At 74.9% G+C, this 26,480-nt stretch carries 11 protein-coding genes; 1 reads left to right on the top strand and 10 read right to left on the bottom strand.

What is annotated here, in order from left to right:
- Positions 1-83: 83 nt before the first annotated feature.
- On the top strand, positions 84-1,166 hold the full coding sequence (locus tag LX83_RS26970) for an ecdysteroid 22-kinase family protein (protein ID WP_253776318.1): 1,083 nt from the start codon (positions 84-86) through the stop codon (positions 1,164-1,166).
- 44 nt (positions 1,167-1,210) lie between these two features.
- Here the strand turns inward: LX83_RS26970 and LX83_RS26975 are convergent, their stop codons facing one another.
- Genes LX83_RS26975 through LX83_RS27020 form a run of 10 tightly spaced genes read right to left on the bottom strand, consistent with a single transcriptional unit; the run spans position 1,211 to position 26,255 of the window.
- Positions 1,211-1,960, bottom strand: coding sequence for an ABC transporter permease (locus LX83_RS26975; RefSeq protein WP_253776320.1), 750 nt, complete (start codon positions 1,958-1,960; stop codon positions 1,211-1,213).
- Between the two features lie 40 nt (positions 1,961-2,000).
- The gene (locus tag LX83_RS26980; RefSeq protein WP_253776322.1) at positions 2,001-2,903 is read right to left on the bottom strand and encodes an ABC transporter ATP-binding protein; all 903 of its coding nucleotides are present in this window, start codon (positions 2,901-2,903) and stop codon (positions 2,001-2,003) included.
- A 44-nt stretch (positions 2,904-2,947) separates the two neighbouring features.
- Positions 2,948-4,021 carry an HAD-IIIC family phosphatase gene (locus LX83_RS26985; RefSeq protein WP_253776324.1) on the bottom strand — a complete coding sequence of 358 codons (1,074 nt, stop codon included), beginning with the start codon at positions 4,019-4,021 and terminating at the stop codon, positions 2,948-2,950.
- Positions 4,018-5,202, bottom strand: coding sequence for an acyl-CoA dehydrogenase family protein (locus LX83_RS26990; RefSeq protein WP_253776326.1), 1,185 nt, complete (start codon positions 5,200-5,202; stop codon positions 4,018-4,020). Before LX83_RS26990 ends, LX83_RS26985 begins: the two co-directional genes overlap by 4 nt.
- Positions 5,186-5,476: an acyl carrier protein gene (locus tag LX83_RS26995; protein ID WP_253776328.1), complete on the bottom strand. Its 291-nt coding sequence runs from the start codon at positions 5,474-5,476 to the stop codon at positions 5,186-5,188. The genes LX83_RS26990 and LX83_RS26995 overlap by 17 nt, the downstream gene beginning before the upstream one ends.
- 56 nt (positions 5,477-5,532) lie before the next feature.
- Positions 5,533-6,369 carry a 3-hydroxyacyl-CoA dehydrogenase family protein gene (locus LX83_RS27000; protein WP_253776330.1) on the bottom strand — a complete coding sequence of 279 codons (837 nt, stop codon included), beginning with the start codon at positions 6,367-6,369 and terminating at the stop codon, positions 5,533-5,535.
- Positions 6,366-10,352: an SDR family oxidoreductase gene (locus tag LX83_RS27005; protein ID WP_308204061.1), complete on the bottom strand. Its 3,987-nt coding sequence runs from the start codon at positions 10,350-10,352 to the stop codon at positions 6,366-6,368. Before LX83_RS27005 ends, LX83_RS27000 begins: the two co-directional genes overlap by 4 nt.
- A complete protein-coding gene (locus LX83_RS27010; RefSeq protein WP_253776332.1) occupies positions 10,349-19,552 on the bottom strand; it encodes a type I polyketide synthase in 9,204 nt (3,067 codons plus the stop codon). Before LX83_RS27010 ends, LX83_RS27005 begins: the two co-directional genes overlap by 4 nt.
- Positions 19,549-24,453: a type I polyketide synthase gene (locus tag LX83_RS27015; RefSeq protein ID WP_253776334.1), complete on the bottom strand. Its 4,905-nt coding sequence runs from the start codon at positions 24,451-24,453 to the stop codon at positions 19,549-19,551. Before LX83_RS27015 ends, LX83_RS27010 begins: the two co-directional genes overlap by 4 nt.
- A complete protein-coding gene (locus LX83_RS27020; RefSeq protein ID WP_253776336.1) occupies positions 24,450-26,255 on the bottom strand; it encodes a fatty acyl-AMP ligase in 1,806 nt (601 codons plus the stop codon). The genes LX83_RS27015 and LX83_RS27020 overlap by 4 nt, the downstream gene beginning before the upstream one ends.
- Positions 26,256-26,480: the final 225 nt, after the last annotated feature.

Raw genomic sequence — 26,480 nt, forward strand, 5'->3', positions numbered from 1 at the left:
GACAAAAAAGTCTACAATGGACAAACAGGGCTTGGCCGGTAGGGATTTCGTTTCCCCTGGGCGGGGCACGGGAAAGGACTGCGATGTCAGCTCTTGTCACCGAGTCGTCGGCGGTGTCCACCGAATGGCTCACCGAGGTGCTGCACGAAAGCGGGGCCCTGCCCACCGAGCGTCGCGTCGTCGCGGTGGATGTGTCCGAACTGGACGGTGGGTACATCGCCCACACCGTGCGGCTGCGCCTGGACTACGACCGACCGGTGTCCACCGCGCCCGCCTCGCTGATCGCCAAGTTCCCCGCCAACGACGAGCTGTCCAGGGGGCTGGCCCAGCTGGGTGGCCTCTACACCCGGGAAGTGCTGTTCTACCAGGAGTTCGCCGCCACGATCCGGATGCGCACCCCCCGGTGCCACCTGGCCGAGCTGAGCGGTTCGGGTGGATTCGCGCTGGTGCTGGAGGACGTCGCCGACGCGGTGGTGCACGACCAGGACCTGCCCTGCCCGATGGACGACGCCCTGCTCGTCGCCAACGAACTGGCCCTGCTGCACGCCGCCCACTGGAACGACCCGGCCCTGGCCGACCTGCCGTGGTTGAACCACTTCAGCGACGAGCGGATGCGCAACTGGGAGGACCTGCTGCGGGTGTCCTGGCTGGAGTTCACCGGCTGGGAGGTGACCCGGCTCGAACCCGAGCTGCGCGACCTCGGTGACCGGCTGTGCGGGAACGGGCTGGCCGGGTGGGCCGCCGGACACCGCGGCCCGTCCTGCCTGACCCACGCCGACTTCCACCTGACGAACCTGTTGTTCCGCACCGATGCCGCCGACCAGCGGCACCTGGTGACCGTGGACTGGCAGATGGCCGCGCACGCCGCGCCGCTGATCGACGTGGCGTACTTCCTCGGCCGGCTGGCGCCGAGGGAGCGGCAGGCGGTGGAGCGCCGGCTGGTCCGGGCCTACCACACGGCGCTGTGCGCGGCCGGCGTCACCGACTACCCGTGGTCGGACTGCTGGGCGGACTACCAGCGCTGCACCTGGTACGGCCTGGTCAGTTCGATGGTGGCGCTCGCCGGTCTGGCGCCGGAGCTGCGCAACGCGGGCTACGCCGAGAAGGTGGTCCGCTTCCTGTGGCAGATCCACGACCACGACGCCGGCCGGTTCCTGCCGGCGTGAGCGGTGCCGGGCGCGGAGCGGAACCCGGCGCGGAGCAGGACCGGTCAGAGCAGTTCGGGGCGGCTCCAGTGCCGGTTGATCCGCCAGCACGCCAACCAGCCGGCCGCCAGGGCCAGGACCAGGAGCACGGCGACCGCGGCCAGCGTGGCCACACCGTCCCCGACGACGGCGGCGCGCAGGGCGCGCACGCCCCAGTAGGCGGGCGAGACCGGGGCGATGTCGCGCAGCCACGCCGGCATGAGCGTGATCGGCACCAGCGCGCCGCCGACCGAGGACAGCAGCAGCCCGCCCACGTCGGCGAAACTGCTCAGCTGGGTGGGGCTGTGCGCGAAGGTGGCCAGCAGCACGCCGCAGGCCAGGATGCACAGCGCCCAGGCCAGTCCGGCGAACAGCAGCAGCGGCGGCGCCAGGATCGACAGGCCGAAGGCGATCCTGGCCAGGCCCAGCACCAGCACCTGCTGCACGAGCAGCACGCCCAGCAGCGGAACCGACTTGCCCGCCACCAGTTCCCAGGCGCTGGCCGGGGTCGCCCGCAGCCAGCTCCAGGTGCGCCAGGTGCGTTCGGCGATCATGGTGACCCCGACCGTGGAGACCGCGAACATCGAGAACGTGACCAGCACCCGGGGTGCGGTGTCCCGGATGGCGATCTCACCGGTGGTGCCGGCCGCCGCGCGGTAGAGCGGTTCGAACACCACCATCAGCAGCACCGGCATGCACAGCCGGCTCAGCACCGGTCCGGGATCGCGGCGCAGCAGCAGGGCGTTGTGCCGGACCAGCGCGCCGAGCCGGTCCATTCGACCGTCCACACCAGACGGTCCGGCGGAACTGCGGTGGTCAGCCCACATGGTCACCACCCAGGGCCAGGCGCCGGTACAGGTCGTCCAGGGTGGGTGGGCGGATCACCACGGAGCTGAGCCGGTCGGCGCCGTACTCGGCCACCAGCGCGGCGAGTTCCGGGCCGGGGGTGACCGTGCTGATCCGCAGTTCGGTGTCGTCCACAGTGGTCGCCGGCAGCTCACCTAACCGGGCGGGCACGCCGCCGGTGAAGCGCACCCGTAACTCGCTGGGCAGGCCGGCGAGCAGGCGGTCACCGCTGTTGCGCGCGATCACCCTGCCCCCGGCCACCATGGCGATGCTGGCGCCCAGCCGCTCCAGCTCGGGCAGGTAGTGCGTGGTGTAGCAGACCGCGGCCCCGTCGGCCGCCCGCTGGCGCACCGCGGCGAGCAGGGCGTCCCTGGTGACCGGGTCGGCGCCGACGGTGGGTTCGTCCAGCAGCAGCACGGGCGGCCGGTGCACCAGGGCCACGGCGGTCTGCACCCGGCGCCGCTGCCCGCCGGAGAGGGTGGCGGCGGGCCGGTCGAGCAGGTCGGCGAGCATCATCTCCTGGGCCAGCGCGGTGATCTCCCGGCGCAGCCGGGCCGACCGCAGGCCGTGCAGCCGACCGAACAGGGTGAGGTGTTCGCGCACGGTGACGCGCGGGTAGAGCGCCACCTCCTGCGGTGCCACCCCGAGCAGGGCGCGGGCCCGCCGGGGTTCCCGCCGCACGTCCACCCCGCACACGGTGACCCGGCCGGCGTCGGCCCGCTGGAGTCCGGCGGCCACCTCCAGGAAGGTTGTCTTGCCCGCGCCGTTGTGCCCGATCAGCCCCACCACCTCACCGGGGGCCACGGTGAGGTCGAAGCCGTCGAGGGCGCGCACGTCCCCGTAGTGCTTTTCCAGACCTTCGCTGCTGAGCACGGCGCTCCCTTGCAGGTTGGCCGATGGGCACCGCCATCGGGGGCTTACCCGGTGAGCACGCGCAGGTACCCGGGTGGGTCCTGGACCCGGCTCAGGTCGGCGCGCAGCACGGTGACGCCGCCTTCCCGGCCGATCTCGGTGAACCCGGCGAACCGGTAGGTCACGTACATCAGCCGGTTGCGGCCGGTGTCGACCAGTTCGGCGTGCAGCTCGCGACCGCTGTCGGCGGCCAGCCGCATCACGTGGTTGAGCAGCACGGCGCCCACGCCCCGGGAGATCACCCGGCACGAGGTCAGCAGCAGCTTGAGCCGCCAGGCCGGCGCGCCGGTGTGCACCAGGGCCAGCCCGATGGTGCCGTAGGGCCCGAACCGGTCGCGCAGTCCGGCCACCAGCAGCAGGTGGTCGGGTGAGGTGCGGAAGTGGTCGAGTTCCGCGTAGGAGTAGGTGATCCCGGTGGAGTTCAGCTGGTTGGTGCGCACGGTGAGTTCCTCGGCGCGGCGCAGGTCCTCGGCGGCGGCCGGGGTGATGCGCAGTTCCATGTCCAGTGTGGACAGGAACTCCTCGCTGGTGCCGGCGAACTCCTGTTCGGCCCGGTCCCGGTCGATCCCGCTGCGGTACATGGCGCGCCGCGTCCTGGACTCGGCGGTCACGAAGCGCGGCTGGAACTCGGGCCTGGTCACCAGCTCGGGGGCCTGGTCCGCGGGAACGCAGAGCACCTCGGGCAGGGCGAAGGCCACCTCGGCCAGTTCGAACGGCTGGTCGTCGACGAACGCGACGGCGTCCACCCCGATGTTGAGCGCGTTGGCCACCGCGCTGATCGCGGCGGACTTGGGGTTCCAGGAGATCTGCGGGTGCAGGAAGTACTCCAGCACGCCCAGCCGCTCCAGCCGGCGCAGGGCGGGCGCGGGGTCGTTGCGGCTGGCGATCGAGTGCAGCACGCCGCGCCGGTCCAGCTCGCGGATGACCGCCAGCACCTCGGCGCGCGGCCGGACGTCGTCGTCCTCCAGCAGCACGCCGTCCCACAGGGTGTTGTCCAGGTCCCACACCACGCACTTGATCCGGCCCTGGCCACTGGCCCCGGTGCGGGCCGCCGCCTCGGTCGCGTCTGACAGGCTCATGCCCGCCTCCCCACCACAACGCTCCACCCCGGTGCGCCTGGCTGGTGCTGGTAGGCGTCATCGGCGATGACGAGCTGTTGGATCTGCGAACTGCCCTCAATGATCTCCATGACCTTGGCGTCCCGGAAGTACCGGCTCACCGAATGAGTGCCCTCGGTACACCCGTTCGCGCCGTGCAGTTGCACTGCGTCACTGGCTGTCCGCATGGCACTGGTCGACGCGAAGTACTTGGCCACCCAGGTGGCCATCAGGGTCGCGGGGTCGCCGGCGTCCTTGAGTTCGCCGGCCCGCACGCACAGCAGCCGCGCCGCGTGCAGCCGGGTCACCATGTCGCTGATGAGCCGGCGGACCAGCTGGCGCTCGCGCAGCGGCTGGCCGCCCTGCCGGCGCTGCCCGGTGTAGTCGACCGAGGCGTCCAGGCAGGCCTGCATGATCCCGACACAGCCGGCGGCCACGCTGTAGCGGCCCAGGTCCAGGGCGTGGGTGAGCACCAGCATGCCCGCGCCCTCCCGGCCGAGCCGGGCCCACGCCGGCACCCGCACGTCGGTGAGGTGCACCTGGGCGAGCATGCTGGCCCGGGTGCCCAGCAGGTCGCTGACCGGTTCCACCCGCACGCCCGGCGCGTCCGCCTCGACCAGGAACGCGGCCGGTTCCTCGCCGCAGCGGGCGAAGACCAGGAACAGGTCGGCGAGCTGGCCGCCGGTGATCCACTTCTTGGTGCCGTCGACCAGGTAGTCGGCGCCGTCCCGGCGGGCGGTGCTGGTGATCGCCCGCGCGTCGCTGCCCACCTCGGGTTCGGTCAGGCAGAACGCGCCCAGCCGCCGGCCGGTGGCCAGTTCGGCCAGCCAGCACCGCTTGGCCCGCTCACCGCCCCAGCGGTGCAGGGTGGCGGCGACCATGGTGTGCACGGTGAGCAGGCTGCGCAGCGACGAGCAGCCCCGGCCGATCTCCTCGTGCAGCGCGCCGAGCGTGACCATGTCCATGCCGGCCCCACCCGCCGAGGTCGGCAGTGCCGCACCCCAGTACCCGTGCTCGGCCAGCGCGGCCAGGATGTCGTGCGGCAGCCGCTGTTCCCGGTCGTAGTCGTCGGCCCGACCGGCCACGTAGGAGTCCACAAAGGACCGGAACGCGGCGCGGTCGTGCCTGGCCGCGCCGAGGTCGACCTCAGGCGCCAGTGCCACCGGCCACCCCCTGCTCGACCGCGGCCGGCGCGGCGCGCGCCACCAGCGCGGCCATCGCGTCCACCGACCGGAAGTTGGCCAGGTCCAGGTCGTCGTTGTCGACCTGGAACCCGAACCGCTGCTCCACGAACATGACCAGCTGCATGGCGAACAGCGACGTGGCGAAGCCGAGTCCGAAGATGTCGTCGCTGTCGGTGAACCGCGCTCCGGGGAACTTCGCCTGGATGAACTCGCGGATGTCGGACCGTGCCCGCGACCCCACCACAGTTTCCATCTGGGACTCCTTCCACGGCGTTGACCGGGTTGCACGCGCGGGGTGACCGCGAGGCCTCAGCGATAGGTGTAGAAGCCCTGTCCGGACTTGCGTCCGTGCAGGCCGGCGTCGACCATCTGCCGGAGCAGCGGGCACGGCCGGTACTTGCTGTCGTTGTAGCTCTCGTACAGCACCTCGACGCTGTAGAGGATGGTGTCCAGGCCGATCAGGTCGGCCGTCTCCAGTGGACCCATCCGGTGGCCGAAGCAGGAGGTGAAGATCCGGTCCACCTGCTCGGCCGTGGCGACCTGCTCGTGCACCAGGCACACGGCCTCGTTGATGGTCAGCATCAGCACCCGGTTGGACACGAAACCGGGCGCGTCACCCACCACGATGCCGTTCTTGCCCATGCCCGCCAACAACTTCTCCGCGGTGCGCACGGTCTCGGCCGAGGTGTGCCAGCCCCGGATCACCTCGACCGAGGGCTTCATCGGCACCGGGTTCATGAAGTGCAGGCCGATCACCCGGTCCGGGCGCCGGGTCAGCGCGGCGATGCGGGTGATGGACAGGGCCGAGGTGTTGGCGGCGAACACCACGTCCGGCCGGCAGATCTGGTCCAGCCGCGGGTACACCCGCTGCTTGAGTTCCCACTTCTCGGTGATGTTCTCGATGACGAAGTCGACCTCGGCCAGGTCGTCGTAGTCGGTGGTGCCCTGGATCAGGTCGGGGTCCAGCTCGGCCGGACCGTTGTTGAGCAACCGTCCCATCCGGACATCCAGTCTGATCCGCTCCCGGGCCTGGTCGAGCACGTCCGCACCCAGGTCGACCAGGACGACCTGGAATCCGTGCTGTGCCAGGCACTGCGCGACCCCGGCGCCCATCACGCCGGCGCCGACCACACCGATCCGCTTCACCGCACACCTCCCGTCGGCGACGCGCCGGTGGGCGCGCCCAGCGACCTGACCCGGTCGGCCAGCCCCCGCACCGTGGTGCACTCCAGCAGCACCGCGAGCGGCAGGTTGACCCCGAGGGACTTGCGGAGCCGGCCGATCAGCCGGACCGCCATCAGCGAGTGCCCGCCGAGTTCGAAGAAGTCGTCCAGCACCCCGATGCCGGTCAGCCCCAGCACGTCCTGCCACACCGCGGCCACGGCGGTCTCCAGCTCGTCGGCGGGCGGCACGAACGGGGTGGCCAGCGGTGGCCGGGGGTGCCGGTCCCCGGCGGGCTCGGTGGCGTCGGTGTGCTGGTCGGTCACCCAGGTGGCCAGCCGGACGGTGAGGTCACCGGTCGAGTTGACCAGCTGGGGCAGCGCCCCGACCGCGCCCAGCGCCCGCTCCAGCGCCTGCGCGCCCTCGGCGTAGCTCATCTGGTACTTGCTGACCGTGGCGGCGCCACCGAGCGCGTTCATGTCCACCCCGCCGGGCCAGGTGTCCCAGTCCACGGTCAGCACGGTGCGGTGCCCGGCGGCGAACAGCTGGTGGGCCAGGGCGTCCATGGCCGCGTTGGCCGCGGCGTACGGGCCGTGGCCGATGCCGCCCAGCACGGCGGACAGCGACGACAGGGTGACGCAGAAGTCCAGCCGGTCCAGGTCGAGCACCTCGGCCAGCGCGGCGAGGCCGAACAGCTTGGCACGGAAGTGCACCCGGCACCGGTCCTCGGGCAGTTCGTGGCTGAGCCCGAAGCAGTCCTGGTCCTGCACGCCTGCGCCGTGGATCACGCCGTGGATCTCGCCGAACTCGGCGCGCACTTCCGCCACGGCCGAGGCGACCTGGTCGACCTCGGCCACGTCGGCGGTCACCACCAGCACGCTCGCCCCGGCCGAGCGCAGCGCGCGCACCCGCCGGATCCGGCTGCTGGTGCGGTCCTCCGCCGGGTGCGCGGCCAGCCAGTCGTCCCACCGGTGTTCGGCCGGCAGCGGGGTTCTCGCCAGCAGCGCGATCCGGGCCTGGTAGCAGGTGGCCAGGTGGTCGGCCAGGGCCAGGCACACGTTGCCCAGCCCGCCGGTGATCAGGTAGCTGCCGCCGTGGCGCAGCCGGGTCGGGCCGGCCGGCAGCGGCAGCTCGTCGTGGTCCTGCCGCCACCGCTGGCCGTCCCGGTAGGCGAGGCTGGCCACGTCCGGCTCGGTGGCGTCGGCCAGCACCGCCTCGGTCACCCGCTGGTCGGTGGGGCCGCCGGCCACGTCCACCAGGCGGCAGCGCAGCCCGGGGTGTTCCTGGGCGAGCACCCGGACCAGGCCGACCAGCCCGGCGTGCGCGGGGTTGACCGGATCGGCGGCACCGACCCGGGCGCCCGCCCTGGTCAGCACCAGCACCCGCACCGGGTCCGCGCTCGGCCGGGCGGCCAGGGTGCCCACCAGCTCGCGCAGGCTGTCGAAGCCCACGCGCTGGGCCCGGTCGAAGTCGCCGAGCCAGCCGGTGCCCACGGCGTGCGCCGGGCCCGCGTCGAGCGCGCCCGCGTGGAGCACGGTGCGGGCCGGCGAGGCCGCCTCGGCCTCGGTGCCGTGCGCCACGTCGGCGCCGGCCGCGCGCAGCCGGTCCACCAGCGCCTGGCACAGCGGGTCGTCCGCGCCGACCACCAGCCACGGCCCGGCCTCCACCAGCCGCGCGTCCAGGTCGGGTGGGGTCAGGCGGGCCGCCTGCCGCCACACCGGGGCGTAGAACCAGCGGCCGATGTCGTGGTGGCGCTGCTCGGACCGGCGCGGCCGGGCGTGCGCCGGGGCCGGGTCGACCCACACCCGGCGCCGCTCGAACGGGTAGGTGGGCAGCGCGACCCGCCTCGGCTGGTGGGCGCGGTGCGCGCTGGCCCAGTTCACCGCGGCGCCGGCCAGCCAGAGCCGGCCGACCAGCTCGGCCGGGCCGGTGGTCAGGGCGGCGAACCACGCGTCGTCGACGCCGCGCCCGGGATCGATGGTGCGCAGCAGCCGGCCGTCCCCCAGCTCGACCACGATCGTGTCCCGGTCCGCGGCCAGCGCGACCAGATCGGGTGGCTGCCCGGCTGGCGGCCCCGCGTCGGCCAGTGCGGCCAGGGCGGCCTCGTCGCGCAGGCACGCCGTGACCCACCCGCCCCGGCCGGCGCCGATCACCCGGTCGGCCGCGCAGCCGAGGCGGGCCAGCAGGCGGCCCAGGGCGTAGCGCAGCAGCGGCAGGCCGGTGGGCCACGCCCACGCCTGCGCCGGCGTGTGGCCCACGGCGGTGACCGCCTGGTCGAAGGCCTCGCGGAAGGCGGGCTGGGCGGCGTGCAGCGCCCGCCACGGGGCCAGGTCGGGCGGCGGGCCGCCGATGCCGTCGTCGGGCACCAGGAACACCACCGGCCGGCTCCGCCGCACCTGGCTGACCAGGTGGGGCACGGCGTCGAGGGGCCGGTCCAGCTGGTCGGCCGCCTCGGCCACGTCACCGGCCAGCACGATGCGCCGGTGGGTGAACTGGGCCCGGCCCACCTGGAGGGTGAACGCGACGTCGGCCAGCTCCACCTCGGGGTGCTCGCGCAGGTGGCTGGCCAGGTTGGCGCTGGCCGCGGCCAGCGCGTGCGGGCTGCGCGCGGACAGCACCAGCAGGTGCGGGCCGCTCGTCGCCTGGTCGGCCGGCCGGTGCCGGGCCGGTGCCTCCTGGAGCACGGCCGCCGCGTTGGTGCCGCCCATGCCGAACGAGTTGACCAGCGCCCGCCTCGGCACCGGCCCCGGCGGCCAGGCCACGCTCGTGGTGTGCACCTGGAACGCGCCGGGCGAGGTGTCCAGGGCCGGGTTGGGCGTGGCGTAGTTGATCTGCGGCGGGATCACCCCGTGGTGCAGGATCAGGCTGGCCTTGATCAGCCCGATCACGCCGGAGGCGCGGTCCACGTGCCCGATGTTGGCCTTGGCCGAGCCGATCGCGCAGGCGCCCGCCGCCGGGTCGCGCGGCAGGAACGCCGTGGACACCGCGGCCAGCTCGACCGCGTCGCCCAGGGTGGTGCCGGTGCCGTGCGCCTCGACGTAGCCGATGGTGTCGGCGCTCGCGTCGGCGTTGGCCAGGGCCTCGGCGATCACCTCGGCCTGGCCGCGCTGGCCCGGCGCGGCGAAGCCGGCCCGCACCAGCCCGTCGTTGTTGGTGGCCGTGCCCAGGATCACCGCGTAGATCTGGTCGCCGTCGCGCAGCGCGTCCTCGGTGCGCTTGAGCACGACCACGCCCACGCCGTTGCCGAACACCCCGCCCTGGCCCTTGGCGTCCAGGCTGCGGCAGACGCCGTCCGGCGCGGCGATGCCGCCCTCCTCGTAGACGTAGCCGGACGCCTGCGGCGACTGGATGGCGACGCCGCCGGCCAGCATCAGGTCGCTCTCGTAGGACAGCAGGCTGGCGCACGCCAGGTGCACGGCGACCAGCGAGGTGGAGCAGGAGGTCTGCACGGCGAAGCTGGGGCCGCGCAGGTTGAGCTTGTAGGACACCATCGTGGTCAGCGTGTCGCGGTCGTTGCCCATGGCCAGCTGGAGGTGGCCGACCTCGTCGATGATGTCCTGGTGCCCGCCGATGTTGTTGGACAGGTAGGTGGGAAACCCGCAGCCGCCCACCACCCCGGCCACGCCCGGGTAGCCGGCCGGGTCGTAGCCGGCGTGTTCCATGGCCTGCCAGCAGCACTCCAGGAACAGCCGGTGCTGCGGGTCGGTCAGCTCGGCGTCCCTGGGGTTGTAGCCGAAGAAGCCCGCGTCCCACAGCTCCACATCGGACACGGTGGCGGCGACCGGGACGAAGTTCGGGTGCGTGCGCGTGGCGGGGTCGACCGCGTCCAGTTCCTCGGGGGTCAGCTGGCGCAGCGAACAGGTGCCGGCCAGCAGGTTGCGCCAGAACCCGGCCACGTCCGCGGCGTCGGGGAACCGGCCGGCCATGCCGATGACCGCGATCGACTCCTGGGGTGCGGCTCCGCTCACTGGTGCCTCCTCGCCCGCAGTCCCTGCCGGCGCAGCGCGCCGCGCTGTCTGCGCTCGTCGATGTGGTCCCCGGCGTCCTCCCCGGTGAGCAACCCGGCCAGCGCGCTGACGGTGGGTGCCTGGTAGAGCACGTGCGGCGGGAGCGAGGCGTGCCCGAACTCGCGGCGGACGCGGGCCACCAGGTCCACGCCCAGCAGCGAGTTGCCGCCCAGTTCGAAGAAGTTGTCGTGCACGCCGATGTCGGTGACGCCCAGCGCCGCCGACCACAGCGCGGCGATCCGGCGCTCGGTGTCGGTGCCCGGCGCCACGTAGGAGGTGGCCAGCTCCGGGCGGGGGTGTTGGCCCCGGGTGCGGGCGCCCAGGCTCAGCACGGTGTCCACGGTGAACGCCGAACTCAGCGCGGCCAGCACCCGGAAGTCCTGTGTGGACACCACGACCTGCGGCTGGTCGCCGGCGAGCACCCGGAGGAACACCTGCCAGCCCTCGGTGAACGAGATGCCCATGGCCGCCCGGTTGTCCGCGAAGAACCGCTGCGCCTCCTGCTCGTAGCCGGACAGCCCGTCGCCCCAGGCGTTCCACTGCCACTCGCCCCAGTCGATGCTGACCACCCTGGGGCCGCCGGTGGCGGCGGCGTGCTGGGCGAGCGCGTCCAGGTAGGCGTTGGCCGCGCAGTAGTCGACCTGGCCGGGTCCGCCGCCGGTCACCGAGGTGATCGAGGAGAACAGCGCGACGAAGTCGGGTGGGGTGTCGGCCAGGCAGTCCAGCAGCACGCGGGTACCGGTGACCTTGGGACCCAGCGCGACCGCGGCGTTGTCGTGGTTCTTGAACTGCAGCAGCCCCATGCCGGGCACACCGGCCGCGTGCACCACGCCGTCCAGCCGGCCGAACCGGTCCAGCGCGGCGCGCACGGCCGCGCGCAGCGCCACCGGGTCGGCCACGTCGGCCGCGCACACCAGCACCTCGGCGCCGGCGGCCTCCAGGTCGCGCACGGCCTGCAGGCGCCGCCGCAGTTCGGGCGGAGTGGCCGGGTCGGCGGTGGCCGCCGGCCACTCCGCCCTGGGTGGCAGGCCGGTCCGGCCAACCAGGACCAGGCGGGCGGACACGGCCGTGGCCATGCCGCGCGCGATCGCCATGCCGATGCCGCCGAGCCCACCGGTGATCAGGTACACGCCGCGCTCCCGCAGCAGCGGCCGGGCGTCCGCAGCACCGGTGAGCTGCCCGGGGGGCATCGGGTCGAAGGCGGGCAGCCAGCGCCGCACCCCGCGCCAGGCCACCAGGGTGTCGCCCGGATCGGCGGACAGCTCGCCGAGCACCTGGTCGGCCGCGGCCCTGGCCTGCGCGGGCGTGGTCGGCTGGCACACGTCCACCTGCCGGCAGGACACGTGGGACAGCTCCAGCGGGATCACCTTGCACGGGCCGGCGAGCACGGCGCGTTCCGGCCGGATCCGGTCCACACCGGACACGTTGCAGGTGCCGGCGGTCACCACCAGCAGGTCGCACTGCTCGGCCGCGCTGCTGCCCAGCGCCTTGGCCAGCCACAGCAGCGAGTAGTAGCAGCGCTCCAGGCTGGCCCGCCAGTCCGCGTCCGAGGTCGGCCCGTCGACCGGGGTGTCCAGCGACCACAGGTGCGCGATGTGGCGCGGCCGCACCTGCTCGACGAGGGCGAGGTAGTCCTCGGGGTGGTCGGGCCGCACCCGGTACTCGCCCTCGGCGGTGCGCCCGAACTCGGTGCCGGCGCGCACCCGCACGGCCGTGCCCCCCTCGGCGCACACCCGCTCGACCACGGCGTCGGCCAGCCCGGTGGTGTCGGCGAAGACCAGCCACGCTCCCCCGCCGGCGCGCGGGCCGGGCTGGGGCGGACTGCTCCGCCGCCAGGACGGGAGGTAGCACCAGTCGCTGATGTCCTTGCGCGGCAGCGAGGTCAGCACGGTCATCGGGTCACCGTCCACTGTGCTCTGCTCCGGCGCCGGTCGGGTCGCCGCCGGTGCGGGCGCGTCCAGCCAGTAGCGCTCGCGCTGGAACGGGTAGGTGGGCAGCGGCACCCGGCGGCGGCGCTCGCCGCGGTGGTAGCCGGTCCAGTCCACGGCCGCGCCGACCAGCCACAGCCGGCCGCAGGCGGTGTGCACGGCCTCGGCCGCGCCGCCGCGCTCGTGCCTGGCCGGCACGGTGGGCAGCACCAGCGCGGCGCGCTCCGACGTGCAGTCCGGGTGCTGGCGGACGAACGCGCCGAGCGACTGGCCGGCGCCGACCTCGACCAGGGCCCGGTCCGGGTCGGCCAGCAGGGTGCCGACCAGGTCGGTGAACCGGACGGTGGCGCACATGTGCCTGGCCCAGTAGGCCGGGTCGGTGGCCTCCGCCGGCCGCAGCCAGGTTCCGGTCACATTGGACAGACAGGGCACCTTCGGCGGTGCGGGACTGATGTGCTCGCGCACCCACTCGGTCAGCTCGTCGGCCACGGGCGCGAGCATCCGGGAGTGGAACGCGTGCGTGGTGTCCAGCAGCCGGTGTGCGACGTCCTGTTCGGACAGTCGCATGGCCAGTTCGGTGATGGCCGGCACCGGTCCGGCCAGCACGCCCGCGTCGGGCGCGTTGACCGCGGCCAGGTCGATCTCGCCGGTGGCCAGCGCCCGCAGCCGGTCGGCCGGCAGCGACACCGCCAGCATGGCGCCCTTGGGCAGCCGGTCGATCAGCCGGGCGCGGTGCCCGACCAGGCGCAGCGCGTCGGGCAGGCTCAGCACGCCGGCCAGGGTCGCGGCCACGTACTCGCCGACGCTGTAGCCGGCCACCGCGTCCGGCCGCACCCCCCACGAGGCCAGCAGCCGGGCCAGCGCGTACTCGACCACGAACACCGCCGGCTGGGCGACCGCGGTGCTGGCGAGCAGTTCCTCGGCCGCCGACGGCGTTTCCCGCTGGCCGCGGCCGAGCAGCGCGCGCAGGTCGGGTCCTGCGGTGTCGCGTGTGGACGGTTCCGCGCCGGGTGAGCCGAACACGGCCCGGCGCAGGTCCACGCCGAGCAGCGGGTCGAGCACGGCGGCGCACTCGTCCACGGTGTCGCGGAACACCGGCTCGGCCCGGTACAACTCGGCGGTCATGCCCACGTAGTGCTCGCCGACCCCGGCGAACAGCAGCGCCACCGGCCGTTCGGTGTGCTCCTCCCTGGTGGTGCGCACGCGGGCCGGGTCGGCGCCGGTCAGCGCCCGCACCGCGTCCTGGGTGGACGCGCACGGCACCAGCCGGCGGTGCTCGAACCGGCCCCGGCCCAGCTGGAGGGTGAACGCGACGTCGGCCAGGTCCAGTTCGGGGTGGGCGCGCAGGTGCTCGGCCAGCGCGGCGGTGAGTTCGTCCAGCGCCGCCCCGGTGCGCGCGGACAGGGTCAGCAGCTGCCAGTCCCGGCCCGGCGTGGTCGGTTCCGGTTCCTCGGCCTGTTCCAGCACCACGTGCACGTTGGTGCCGCCCATGCCCAGCGAGTTCACCCCGGCCCGGCGCGGCGTCCCGGCCGGCGCGTCCCAGTCCCGCAGCCGGGTGTTGACGTGGAACGGGCTGTTCGCGAAGTCGATCTCCGGGTTGGGCTCGGTGAAGTTCAGGCTGGCCGGGATCTGCCGGTGTTGCAGCGCGAGCACGGTCTTGATCAGCCCGGACACGCCGGCGGCCCGGTCCAGGTGGCCGACGTTGGTCTTCACCGACCCGATGGCGCAGCCCTGCCGGGCGGGCCGGTCGCCGAAGGCCCTGGTGAGCGCGGCGATTTCGATGGGGTCGCCCAGTTCGGTCGCGGTGCCGTGCGCCTCGACGTAGCCGATGGTCTCCGGCCCGACGCCGGCGTCGGCCAGTGCCTCGGCCACCACCTCGGCCTGGCCCACCACGCTGGGCGCGCTGAAGCCGACCTTGAGCGAGCCGTCGTTGTTGACCGCCGAGCCCCGGATCACCGCGCGCACGGTGTCCCCGTCGGCCCGCGCGTCGGCCAGCCGCTTGAGCACCACCACACCGGCGCCGTCACCGAACACGCAGCCGCGCGCGCCCGCGTCGAAGGTGCGCACGTGCCCGTCCGGGGACTCCATGCCGCCCTCGATGTGCAGGTGGCCGACCCGGTCGGGCACCCGGATGGACACCCCACCGGCCAGGGCGATGTCGCACTCGCCGTCGCGCAGGCTGCGCGCGGCCAGGTGCACGGCCAGCAGCGAGGTGGAGCAGAACGTCTGCACGGCCATGCTGGGCCCGGTCAGCCCGAGCTTGTAGGACACCGTGGTGGTCAGCGCGTCCTTGTCGTTGCCGATCACGATCTGGTAGTCGTTCACGCCCTCGGCGAGGTCGCCGGCGTCGTAGAGCCGGCGCAGGTAGGTGCTGATGTTGGTGCCGGCGAACACCCCGATCTGGCCGGGCCAGGACGGCGCGGCGTAGCCGGCGTCCTCCAGCGCGTGCCAGCAGCACTCCAGGAACACCCGGTGCTGCGGGTCGGTGAGCAGCGCCTCGCGCGGGCTGTAGCCGAAGAAGCCGGCGTCGAAGCGGTCGATGTCCTCCAGCACCGGCCGGGCCTTGACGTAGTTGGGCGCGCTGACCAGGTCCTCGGGCACGCCCGCGGCCAGCAGCTCCGCGTCGGTGAAGAACCGGATCGACTCCACGCCGTCGCGCAGGTTGCGCCAGAACTGCTCCACTGTGGACGCCCCGGGGAACCGGCCGGCCATGCCGATCACCGCGATGCCGTCGGCGTGCGACCGGCTGGTGCGGCGCAGCGCGGCGCGGCGCTGGCGCAGCACCTGCTCGGTGGGGTCGGGCCGCTGCTCGTCCTGGTCGGGCCGCAGGTAGCGGGCCAGCGCGGCGATGGTCGGCGCCTGGAACAGCGCCACGGCCGGCACGGTGGTGCCGAACTCCGCGCTGACCCGGTTGAGCAGTTGCAGGCCGGTCAGCGAGTTGCCGCCGAGGTCGAAGAAGTTGTCGTGCACCCCGATCCGCTCGATGCCCAGGGTTTCCCGCCACAGCGCGGTCAGCCGCCGCTGGCAGTCGCCGGTGGCCGGCACGTAGGCCACGTCCAGGTCGGGCCGGGGCGCCTCGGCGACCGGTGTCCGCCCGCCCGCGCCGGCCCGCCCGCCGACCCACTGGCGCAGCCGGGTGGCCAGGTCTCCGGTGGAGATCACCACCCTGGGCACGGGTGTGGCCAGGGCCCGGTCGAACGCGGCCAGTCCTTCGTGGACGGTCATCTCGTACTCGGTCATGGCCGCGCCGATGCCCGCGGTGTCGATGGCGTCGCCGGTGCGCTGCCAGGTGTCCCAGTCGATGCTCAGCCAGCGCTCGCCCCGGCGGGCGCGCACCGAGGCGAGCGCGTCGAGTTCGGCGTTGGCCGCGGCGTAGGCGGCGAAGCCCAGCCCACCGAGCACTGTGGACACCGAGGAGAACACCACCTGGAAGTCGGGCCGGTTCGACCCCAACGCCGCGTCCAGGGCCAGCACGGCGCCGGTCTTGGCGGTGAAGTGCGCGCTGACCGCGGCCTCGGTCAGGTGCTGGATGGGTTCGAAGTGCTCGGCCGAGGACACCCCGGCCGCGTGCACCACGCCGGTGATCTCGCCGAACCGCTGCCTGGTCAGCGCCACCACCCTGGCCATCGCCGCCGGGTCGGCCGCGTCCGCGGCCAGCGCCAGCACCTCGGCGCCGGCGATGGTCAGCGTCTCGCCGTCGGGCAGGCCGCGCCGGCCGGTGAGCACCAACCGGGGCTGGCGCGCGGTGCGGGCCAGGTGCGCGGCCACCTGCCGGCCGACCCGCCCCAGCCCGCCGGTGATCAGGTACACGCCGTGGTCGGGCCAGCGCACGGGGTGGCCCGGTGGCGGCGCGGGCACGTAGTCGCGGACCAGTCGGTCGGTGCCGCGCAGCGCGACCGCGTCGGCGTCGGCCCGGCCCAGTTCCGCCGCCAGCCGGCTGGCCAGACCACCCGACCTCGCGCCGGTGACGTCGATGCCCCGGCAGGAGAACCCCGGGTACTCCTGGGGGATCACCAGGCACGCGGCCAGCAGCCCGGCCTTGCCCGGCGACACCACCTGGTCGGGCAGGTCGTGCAGGTGGTCGGCGACCACGGCGATGTCCAGTCCGCCGGCTTCCTGCTCGGCCAGGGCCCGGACCAGGTGGGTCAGGGCGGTGAAGCCGCGGGTGCGGTGCTGGTGCACGGTGTCCGGGTCGTCGGGGTGGGCGTCCGGTCCGGTCAGGCACCACAGGTGCAGCACCGTGGCCGGCCGCCGGTCCTGCTCGGTCAGCCGGGCGACCAGCCGCCGGAAGTCCTCGGGCCGGTCCGGCCGCACCGTGAACCGGTCCGGTGTGGACTCGCCGAAGTCGTTGCCCGGCACCACGATCGCACCGCGCTCGGCCAGGCGGGCCAGCAGGTCGGCGGCCAGCCCTGGCGTCCCAGCGGCCCGCTCGGCTGGCTCGTCGGCCAGCACCAGCACCGGTCCGGCCACCGGCCCCACCGCCGACTCACCCGTGGCCGGTCGCCAGCGCGGCACGTGGCACCAGTCGGCCACCGGCCGCCGCGCGCTCGCCGCGCCGCCGGACACCACGGGCGGGTCGATCCAGTGGCGCTGGCGCTGGAACGGGTAGGTGGGCAGCACCACCCGGCCGGGCCGCCGGGGCCGGTGGTAGCCGACCCAGTCCACGCTCACCCCGGTCAGCCACAGCCGGCCCACGGCGGTGTGCACCGCGGCCAGTGCCCCGCCCGGTTCGTCGCGGCCGGGCAGGGTGGCCACGATCTGGCCCCGCCGGCCCGTCGAACAGGCCGGGTGGGCCCGGACGAACGCGCCGAGGCTGCGGCCCGGCCCGACCTCCACCAGCACCCGGGCCGGGTCGGCGAGCAGTTCGCCCACCTGGTCGGCGAACCGCACCGGCGCGCACATCTGCCGCGCCCAGTAGCCGGGGTCGGTGGCCTCGTCCGGCCGCAGCCAGGTTCCGGACACAGTGGACAGACAGGGCAGCGTGGGCGGTGCCGCGCTGACGTGGCGACGCACCCACCCGGTCAGCTCGGCGGTCAGCGGTTCCAGCAGCCGGGAGTGGAAGGCGTGGCTGGTGCGCAGCCGCTGCCACGCCACGCCACGCCGGTCCAGGTCCCGCTCCAGCTCGGCCACGGCCGCGGCTGGCCCGGCCGCCACGCACAGGCCGGGCGCGTTCACCGCGGCGATGTCCAGATCCGCCCCGAGCAGCCCGGCCAGCTCGTCGGCGGACAGCGACACCGCGACCATCGCGGCCGGCGGCAGCTGGTCGATCAGCTGGGCCCGGAACACCAGCAGTGCCACCGCCTCCGGCAGCCGCAGCACCCCGGCCAGGGTCGCGGCCACGTACTCGCCGACGCTGTAGCCGGCCACCGCGTCCGGCCGCACGCCCCAGGCGGCCAGCAGCTGGGCGAGGGCGTACTCCAGCACGAACGCGGCCGGCTGCGCCACCGCGGTCCGGTCCCACTCGTCGGGCGCGGCCGGGTCGGTCAGCGCCGCCCGCACCCGCCCGGCCAGCGACCGGTCGACCGACTCGACGTGGCCGACGCACTCGTCCACCGCCCGCCGGAACACCGGTTCGACCCGGTGCAGGTCCGCGCCCAGCCCGGGGTGCTGCTCGCCGACCCCGGCGAACACCAGCCCCACCGGGCGGCCGGGCACGGGCTGGTCGCCGCGCAGCAGCCGGGGTGTGGTCGGCTCGCGCAGCACGGCCACGGCGTCGGCGCGGTCCCGCACCAGCACGGCCAGCCGGTGCTCGAACTCCTTGCGGCCGGTCTGCAGGGTGAACGCCACCTCGGTGAGGTCCAGTTCGGGGTCCCGGTCCAGCCGCTCGGCCACGTCGCGGGCCCTGGCCGCGACCGCGGCCGGGGTGCGGGCGGACAGCACCAGCAGCTGCGGCCGGGGCGTGGCCGGCAGCGCCGGCCGGGTCGGCGGCTGCTCCAGCACCACGTGCGCGTTGGTGCCGCCCATGCCGAACGCGCTCACCCCGGCCCGCCTGGGCCGGTCGCGCCGCGGCCACCGGGCCAGTTCGGTCTGCACCTGAAACGGGCTGGCCGCCAGGTCGAACTGCGGGTTGGGCCGCTGGAAGTGCAGGGTGGGCGGCAGCAGGCCGTGTTCGACGGCGAGCACCGCCTTGATCAGCCCGGCCACGCCGGCGGCCCGGTCCAGGTGGCCGATGTTGGTCTTGACCGACCCGATCGCGCACCGGGCCGGGCCGGTGACCCCGGCGAACGCCTGCGCCATGGCGGCCAGCTCGGCGGCGTCACCGAGGGCGGTGCCGGTGCCGTGCGCCTCCACGTAGTCGATGTCGGCCGGGCTGAGGTTGGCGTTGGCCAGTGCCTCGGTGATCACCTCGCGCTGGCCGGTCACGCCCGGCGCGGTGTAGCCGGCCTTGCCGTCGCCGTCGTTGTTCACCGCCCAGCCGCGGATCACCGCGTGGATGTGGTCGCCGTCGGCCACGGCGTCGGCCAGCCGGCGCAGCACCACCACGCCGACCCCGTTGCCCAGCGGCGTGCCCTGCGCGTCGGCGTCGAAGGCCCGGCACCGGCCGTCCGGCGAGGAGATGCCGCCCGGCTGGTAGTGGTAGCCGACCCGGTGCGGCACGCTCACCGCCACCCCGCCGGCCAGCGCCAGGTCGCACTCGCCGGCCAGCAGGCTGGTGCAGGCGTGGCTGACCGCCACCAGTGAGCTGGAGCAGTAGCTCTGCACGCTGTAGCTGGGGCCGGTGAGCCCGGCCGCGTAGGCCACCCGGGTGGGCAGCGAGTCCTTGTCGTTGCCCAGCGCCACCTGCAACCGGTTGGCCCACTGGCCCAGTTCCGGGTGCGGCGCCAGGTTGTTGAGCAGGTAGGTGCTCAGCGCCGAGCCGGCGAACACGCCGACCGCGCCGTCGAAGCGGCTGGGGTCGCAGCCGGCCGCCTCCAGCGCGGTCCAGCTGACCTCCAGGAACAGCCGCTGCTGCGGGTCGCAGATCTGCGCTTCCTTGGGCGCGAAGCCGAAGAAGTCGGCGTCGAACAGGTCGATGTCGTCCAGCACCGGCGCGGCGCGCACGTAGTGCGGGTCGGCCAGGTCGGCCTCGCTCACCCCGGCCGCGCGCAGTTCCTCGGCGCTGAAGTGGGTGATCGACTCCACGCCACCGCACAGGTTGCGCCAGAACTCCTCCACTGTGGACGCTCCGGGGAACCGGCAGGCCATGCCGACGACGGCGATGTCGGTGGGTGCGGCCAGGACCTCGTCGCTCACCTGGCGTCTCCCTTCGCTCGCCGGTCGCGGCGGGCCGCCCCGGTCGCGGCCAGCCGCCTGCGCTCGGTGCCGCGCTGGCGGCGGGGCTCCGCCGGCTCGGCCGCGCCGGTGCGCTGGGCGATCAGCGCGGCCAGCGCGGCCGGGGTGGGTGCGGCGAACAGGTCGGCGGCGGACAGCCGGCCGCCCAGCTCCCGGTCCAGCCGCGCGGCGATGGTCATGCCCACCAGCGAGGTGCCGCCCAGTTCGAAGAACTGGTCGTGCACCCCGACCCGGTCCAGCCCCAGGTGCCGCCGCCAGGTCTCGGTGACCAGCCGTTCCAGCCGGGTGCGCGGTGGCGTGTACGGGGTGCGCAGCACCGGCCGGGGGTAGCTGCGGCCCTCGACGTCCGCGCCGGTGTCGGCGGTGAGTTCCGCGGACAGCGCCCGCCACTGACTGGCCGCGCTGGCCGGATCGGCCGGCAGCACCAGCACCTGGGCCAGGTCCGCGGCCAGCACCCTGGTCAGCAGCTCCACCCCGTCGGCGTCGGCGATGCCGTGGCGCTGCCGCAGGTCGCGCAGGCGCGACCAGGCCGCGCCGAGCGCGTCGCGCTGCCCGGTCGTCCAGGTGTCCCGCTGCCAGGGCCCCCAGTCCACCGCCACGGCGGGCACGCCGCGGCGGCGCAGGTCGTGCGCGAGGAAGTCCAGGAAGGTGTTGGCCGCGCAGTAGTCGCTCTCGCCGAGGCCGCCCAGCGCCACCACCGCCGAGGAGTACAGCACCAGGAAGTCCAGCTGGACCTCGCGCAGCGCCTCGCTCAGCGCCAGCGCGCCCAGCACCTTGGGCCGCAGCACCCGCTCGGCGTCCTGCCTGGTGCGCACCGCGATCAGCCCGCCGCCGGGCACACCGGCCGCGTGCACCACGCCGTGCACCGCCCCGAAGTGCTGCCCGGCCAGCGCCAGGGCGCGGGCCACGTCGGCGGATTCCGCCACGTCCCCGCTCACCGGCAGCACCTCGGCGCCCAGCCGCTCCAGCTCCCGCACGGCGCGCACCCGGCGGCGCACCCCGTCGGTGCTGGCGCCGTCCCACTCCGCCCTGGGCGGCAGCTCGGTCCGGCCGAACAGCACCAGCCGGGCGCGGCAGTGGCGCGCCAGGTCCCGGGCCAGTGCCAGGCCCAGTTCCCCGAATCCGCCGGTGATCAGGTAGACGCCCCGCTCCCGCCACACCCGCGTCCGCTCGACCGGCGCGAGCGGCACCGGCTCCCAGCGGCGCACCCAGCGCCGGCCGTTGCGGTGCGCGACGTGCGGGTCGTCGGTGTCCGCGCGCAGCTCGGCGAGGACCCCGTCGACCACCGCGTCCGGCCACGCCTGTCCGGCCCGGACCGGCGGCAGGTCCACGGCGCGGCAGCGGATGCCGGGGAACTCGTGGTCGAGCGTGCCGGCCACCCCGAACGCGGTGGCCTGCCACGGATCGGTGGGCTCGTCGCCGAGCACGTCGTGCAGGCCGGCGGTGAGCAGGTACAGCGTGATCGGGTGCGCGCGGCTGGCCGGGCCGAGTGCCGCGGCGGTGAACATCAGGCTGACCATGCCGCGGTCCAGTAGCTTGTGGCCGGCCACCGACCAGGCGTGCAGCACCCGGGTGGGCAGCGGCCCGGTCTCGGCGACCTCGTCGCGCAGCCGCCGGTAGTCCGCGGCCGAGCAGGGGTCGATGGTGTAGGCCGTCGCGCTCTCCCGCTGGAACGCCGTGCCTGGCCGCACCACCACGACCTCGGCGCCGGCTCCGGTCAGCCGGTCCAGCACCGCGCGCACCGGGCCGCTGTCCACGAAGGCCAGCCAGCGCCCGGGATCGACGTCACTGGTCCACAGTGGAGTGTGCGACTGCTGCCACACCGGCGCGTGGCACCACCGCGCCAGCTCCGGCCGTGGCCCGGTCTGCGGCGGCGGCGCCGAGGCGGCTGGCTGGTCCGGCCAGAACCGCTGGTGCTCGAAGGGATACGTGGGCAGGCGAACCGTGCGGCCCTGGCCGGCCGGCCAGTCCACCCGGCCGCCGGCCGCCCAGTACCGGCCCAGCGCGCGCAGCGCGTACTCGGGTTCGCCGGCCCCGCCGACCAGCGGCGGCAGCAGCGTGGGGATCGCCAGCAGGTCGGCGCCGACCACCTGGTTGGCCAGCGCGCTCAGCGTCTGGCCCGGCCCGAGTTCCACCGCCACCCCACCGTCGTGGCCGGCCAGCTCGCGCAGGGCCGGCGCGCACCGCACCGGCTGGCACATCTGGTCGGCCCAGTGGGCCGGGTCGCGCGCCTGGTCGGGGGTGATGAAGGTGCCGGTGCGGCCGGACACGAACGGGATCTCCGGTGCGCCGCGGTCCACCTGGGACACCAGGTCGGCCACGGCGTCGCGCACCGGTGCCAGCTCCCGGGTGTGCAGCGCGTGGTCGGCGCGGATCCGCCGGTGCGCCACGGCCCGGCCGGTCAGCTCGCGCGCCAGCTCGGTCACGGGCTCGACGGGCCCGGCCACCACGGTCATGGCCGGCCCGTTGACCGCGGCCACCGCGAGTTCCGCCGGCAGCAGCGGCTCGACCTCGTCGGCCGGCAGCGCCACCGCGAGCATGGCGCCACGCGGCGCGGTGGCGATCAGCCGGGCCCGCTCGGCCACCACGCGCAGCGCGTCCGCCAGGGTGAACACCCCGGCCACGCACGCCGCCACGTACTCGCCGAGGCTGTAGCCGAACAGCGCGTCCGGCCGCACCCCCCAGGCCAGCCACAGCCGGGCCAGCGCGTAGTCCACGGTGAACACCGCGCAGTGCGCGAGGCCGACGTCGTCCACCTGCTCGGCCGGACCGGCGGCGTCCCGGCCGAGCAGGTCGGCCAGGCCGGACGCGGGCTCCGACCGTCCGGAGTGGACGATCTCGCGCAGGTCGCGGCCCAGCACCGGCAGGGCCAGCCGGGCGCACTCGTCAACGGCGGCGGCGAAGGCCGGCTCGGCCGCACACAGCTCGCGGCCCATGCCCGGGTACTGCTCGCCCGCGCCGGGGAACAGGAACAGCGTGCGCGTCTGCGCCCGGGCCGCCCTGGCCTCGGCCGGGCTCACCGCGCGCAGCGCGACCACCGCGTCCGCCACGTCCCGGCACACCAGGCCGACCCGGTGGTCCAGTTCGGCGCGGCCGGTCCGCAGCGTGTGCGCCACGTCGTCGAGCCCGACCTCGGCGGCCTGCTCGCCGTCCTCGGCCAGCCAGTCGGCCAGCCGGTGGGCCAGGCTGGTCAGCGCGGTCGGGGTGCGCGCGCTCAACGGCAGCAGCGTCCACCCGGGCGCCGCACCGCGCGGCGGCGGTGCGGGTGTCGGCGGCGTGGCCTGCTCGACCACCACGTGCACGTTCGTGCCGGACCAGCCGAACGAACTCACCCCGGCGATCCGCGGCCCGGCGCCGGCCGGCCAGGCCACGGTGGTGCTGGGCAGCAGCACCGGGCAGCGCTGCCAGTCCACGGCCGGGCTGGGCCGGCGCAGGTGCAGGTTGGCCGGGATCCGTCCACTTCGGACCGCGCACACCGCCTTGATCAGTCCGGCCAGTCCGGCCGCGCCGAGCAGGTGGCCCACGTTGGTCTTGACCGCGCCCACCACCAGTGGCTCGCGGTCCGCGCCGAACACCTGGTGCAGCGCGGCCATCTCCACGGCGTCGCCGAGCCGGGTGCCCGAGCCGTGCGCCTCCACGTAGCCCACCTGGTCGGGCCGCACGCCCGCGGCGGCCAGCGCGTCGGTGAGCACCCGCACCTGCGCGGCCTGGTTGGGCGCGGTCATCCCGTTGGTGCGACCGTCCTGGCTCACCGCCGAGCCGGACAGCAGCGCGTGCACCCGGTGGCCCCGCTGGTGGGCCTCGCTCACCCGCTCCAGCACCACGACCCCGCAGCCCTCGCCCAGCAGGAACCCGTCGGCGTCGGCGTCGAAGGTCTTGCACCGGCCGTCCGGCGCCAGCATGTGCGCCCGGCACGCCTGGAGCACGGCCGCGGGGTGCACCAGCGCGCTGACCCCGGCCGCGATGGCCAGGTCGCACTCGCCCCGGCGCAGGCTCTGCACGGCCAGGTGCACCGCGAGCAGCCCGGACGAGCAGGCCGTGTCCACGCACAGGCACGGCCCGCGCAGGTCCAGCAGGTAGGACAGCCGCCCGGCGGCCACGCTCGGCGCGCTGCCGTAACCGAAGTACGGGTCGTCCAGGCAGGCCACCGGTTCCCGGTCGGTCTGCAACCGGGCGTACTCCTGGCTGCTCATCATGCCGACGAACACGCCGGTGCGGCTGCCGGCGAGCCGGTCGGGGGCGATGCCCGCGTCCTCCAGCGCCGCCCAGCCCACCTCGGCCAGCATCCGGTGCTGCGGGTCCATCCGCAGCGCCTCGGCCGGTGGGATGCGGAACAGCGCCGCGTCGAACCCGGCCAGGTCGCTGACGAACGCGCCGCGCGTGGTGTAGGCGCGCAGCGACGCGGTCGGGTCGGGGTCGTAGTGCGCGGCGGCGTCCCACCGGTCGGCCGGCACCTCGGTGCTCGCGTCGTGGCCGGCGAGCAGGTTGGCCCAGAACTCGTCGGGGGTGTCCGCGCCGCCGGGGAACCGGCAGGCCATGCCCACCACCCCCACGGCCGGCCCGGCCTGGTCGGCCCAGTCCGCCGGCGCGGTCTCACCACCGGGCCGCTCCGGCAGCGCGCACAGGGTTCTGGCCAGCGCGTCGATCGTGGGGTGGTCGTAGAGCAGGGTGGGCGGCAGCAGGCGGCCCAGCCACTCCTCCAGCTCACCGCAGATGCTGATCGCCTCGCTGGAGGTGATGCCGTGGTCGTGGAACGGCGCCGAGGGGTCGATGTCGGCCGCGGCCGTGCCCTGCGCCCTGGCCAGCGCGTGCACCAGCCAGGTCCGCACGGCCGCCAGGTCGTGGGTGCTGTCCTCGGTCATGGTCCGACAACTCCGGATCCGGCCACCGCGGTCTCCGCCGCGCCGGCCGCGCCCAGCCGGACGCGCGCGAACCCGCCGTCCTGGTAGGCGCGGCGGCAGGCGAACCGCTGGGGTTTGCCGCTGCTGGTGAACGGCAGTGCGCCCGGTGGCAGCAGCACCACGTCGTGCGGGGCGATGCCGTGCTGCGCCAGCACGGCCGCCCGCACCGCCGCGCTGACCAGTGTCCAGCCGGCCGCGCCGTCCGCCACGTCCGTCGGGTCCACCCCGTCGGCCAGATCCACTTCGTCCACATCGGACTGTCGGTTTGCACCGGCCGGAGTGGACAGTTCGGTGAGCACGACCACCCGCTCCCGCTGCCCGTCGTCCACGGACACCGCGATCTGGAACCCGGGGCGCAGCGCCGGGTGGGCCGCCGCCACCGTGCGCTCGATGTCGCTCGGGTAGTGGTTGTGCCCGTCGATGACGATCACGTCCTTGCACCGGCCGGTGATGACCAGCTGCCCGTCCACCACCGCGCCCAGGTCACCGGTGCGCAGGAACGCGCCGGCCACCCCGGGAACGGTGACCCCGAACGTCGCGGCCGTGGCCTCGGGCGCGTTCCAGTAGCCGCTGCCCACGCTGCCGCCGGCCACGCAGACCTCGCCGACGTGGCCGGGTGGGCGGGGGCGCAGCGACTCCGGCTCGACGATGACCACCCGCAGGCCCGGCCGCACCTGGCCGCAGCCGACCAGCCGGACCGCGGGCGTGCCCGGTTCGGTCAGCTCGATCCGGTCGCGGCCCAGTGCGGCGGGCGAGGCGTGGCAGCACACCGGCGGCGCCGGAGTGGGGCCGCCGCTGACCATCAGCGTCGCCTCGGCCAGCCCGTAGGCCGGCACCAGCGCCTCCGGCCGCAACCCGCTGGGCGCGAACGCCGAGGCGAAGCGCTCCAGGGTGTCCGCGCGCACCGGTTCGGCCCCGACCACCACGTGGCGCACCCGCCGCAGGTCGAGCTGGGCGCGCTGCTGCTCGGTGGTCCGCCGCAGGCACAGGTCCAGCGCGAAGTTCGGGGTGGCGGTGACCTCGGCCCGCTGCAACGCGGTCAGCCACCGCAGTGGCCGGCGCAGGAACGCCGTTGGCGACATCAGGGTGGCCGTGCTCGCGGCGAACACCGGCATGATCACCGCGGCGACCAGGCCCATGTCGTGGAACAGCGGCAGCCACGACACGATCGAGGTCTCCTCGGGCCTCGGCCGCAGCAGTTCGGCCAGCACGCCCAGGTTGTGCAGCACCTGCCGGTGGGTCAGCACCACGCCGCGCGGCTCACCGGTGGAGCCCGAGGAGTACTGGAGGTAGGCGATGGTGTCCGCGTCGATGTCCGGCTCGGTCCACGCCCGCGCCGGTGGCCGCGCGCTGATCCGGTCGGTGGCCACGGCCACCACGGCGGAGTTGGACACGGTCTCGGCCAGCCGGGTGGCGTTGCCGGCCAGGAAGTCCGCTGTGGACAGCAGCAGCCGGGGCGTGGCGCTGCGCGCGATCGCAGCCAGTCGGGCCGTGGCGCCCCGCCCCTCGGCCACCCCGGCCGTGGGCACGGCGATCACCCCGGCGTACAGGCAACCGAAGAAGCCGGCCAGGAACTCCAGGCCGGGCGGGTAGCACAGCAGTGCCCGATCGCCCGGCTGGGCGTGCCTGGCCAGCTCGGCCGCCACCGACCTGGCGCGCTGGTCCAGTTCGGCGTAGGTCAGCCCGGCCAGTGGCCGCTCCCCGTCCCGGAGGAACACGTGGCTGGTCCGACCGGGGAGCTGCCACGCCCGGGTCCGGCACATGTGGGTGAGGGTCGGAAAGCTCGACGACAGCTCAGGCAACCTGGTCTCCCCAGGGCGCGTGCGCGCCGCGTCCACACCGGACACTCCGTCGGGCTCGACCCGATCCCCGCTCACCGGCCACGAGGCATCCTCCTTGGTTGCCGCGATCCTGCGGTTACCACGTCAAAGGTTCCCCGCCCGGCGGCCCGGGCACCGGCCTGGCCGGCCGGCAGTCACCCGGTAAAC

This window comes from Goodfellowiella coeruleoviolacea (assembly GCF_024171785.1).
Lineage (GTDB): Bacteria > Actinomycetota > Actinomycetes > Mycobacteriales > Pseudonocardiaceae > Goodfellowiella > Goodfellowiella coeruleoviolacea.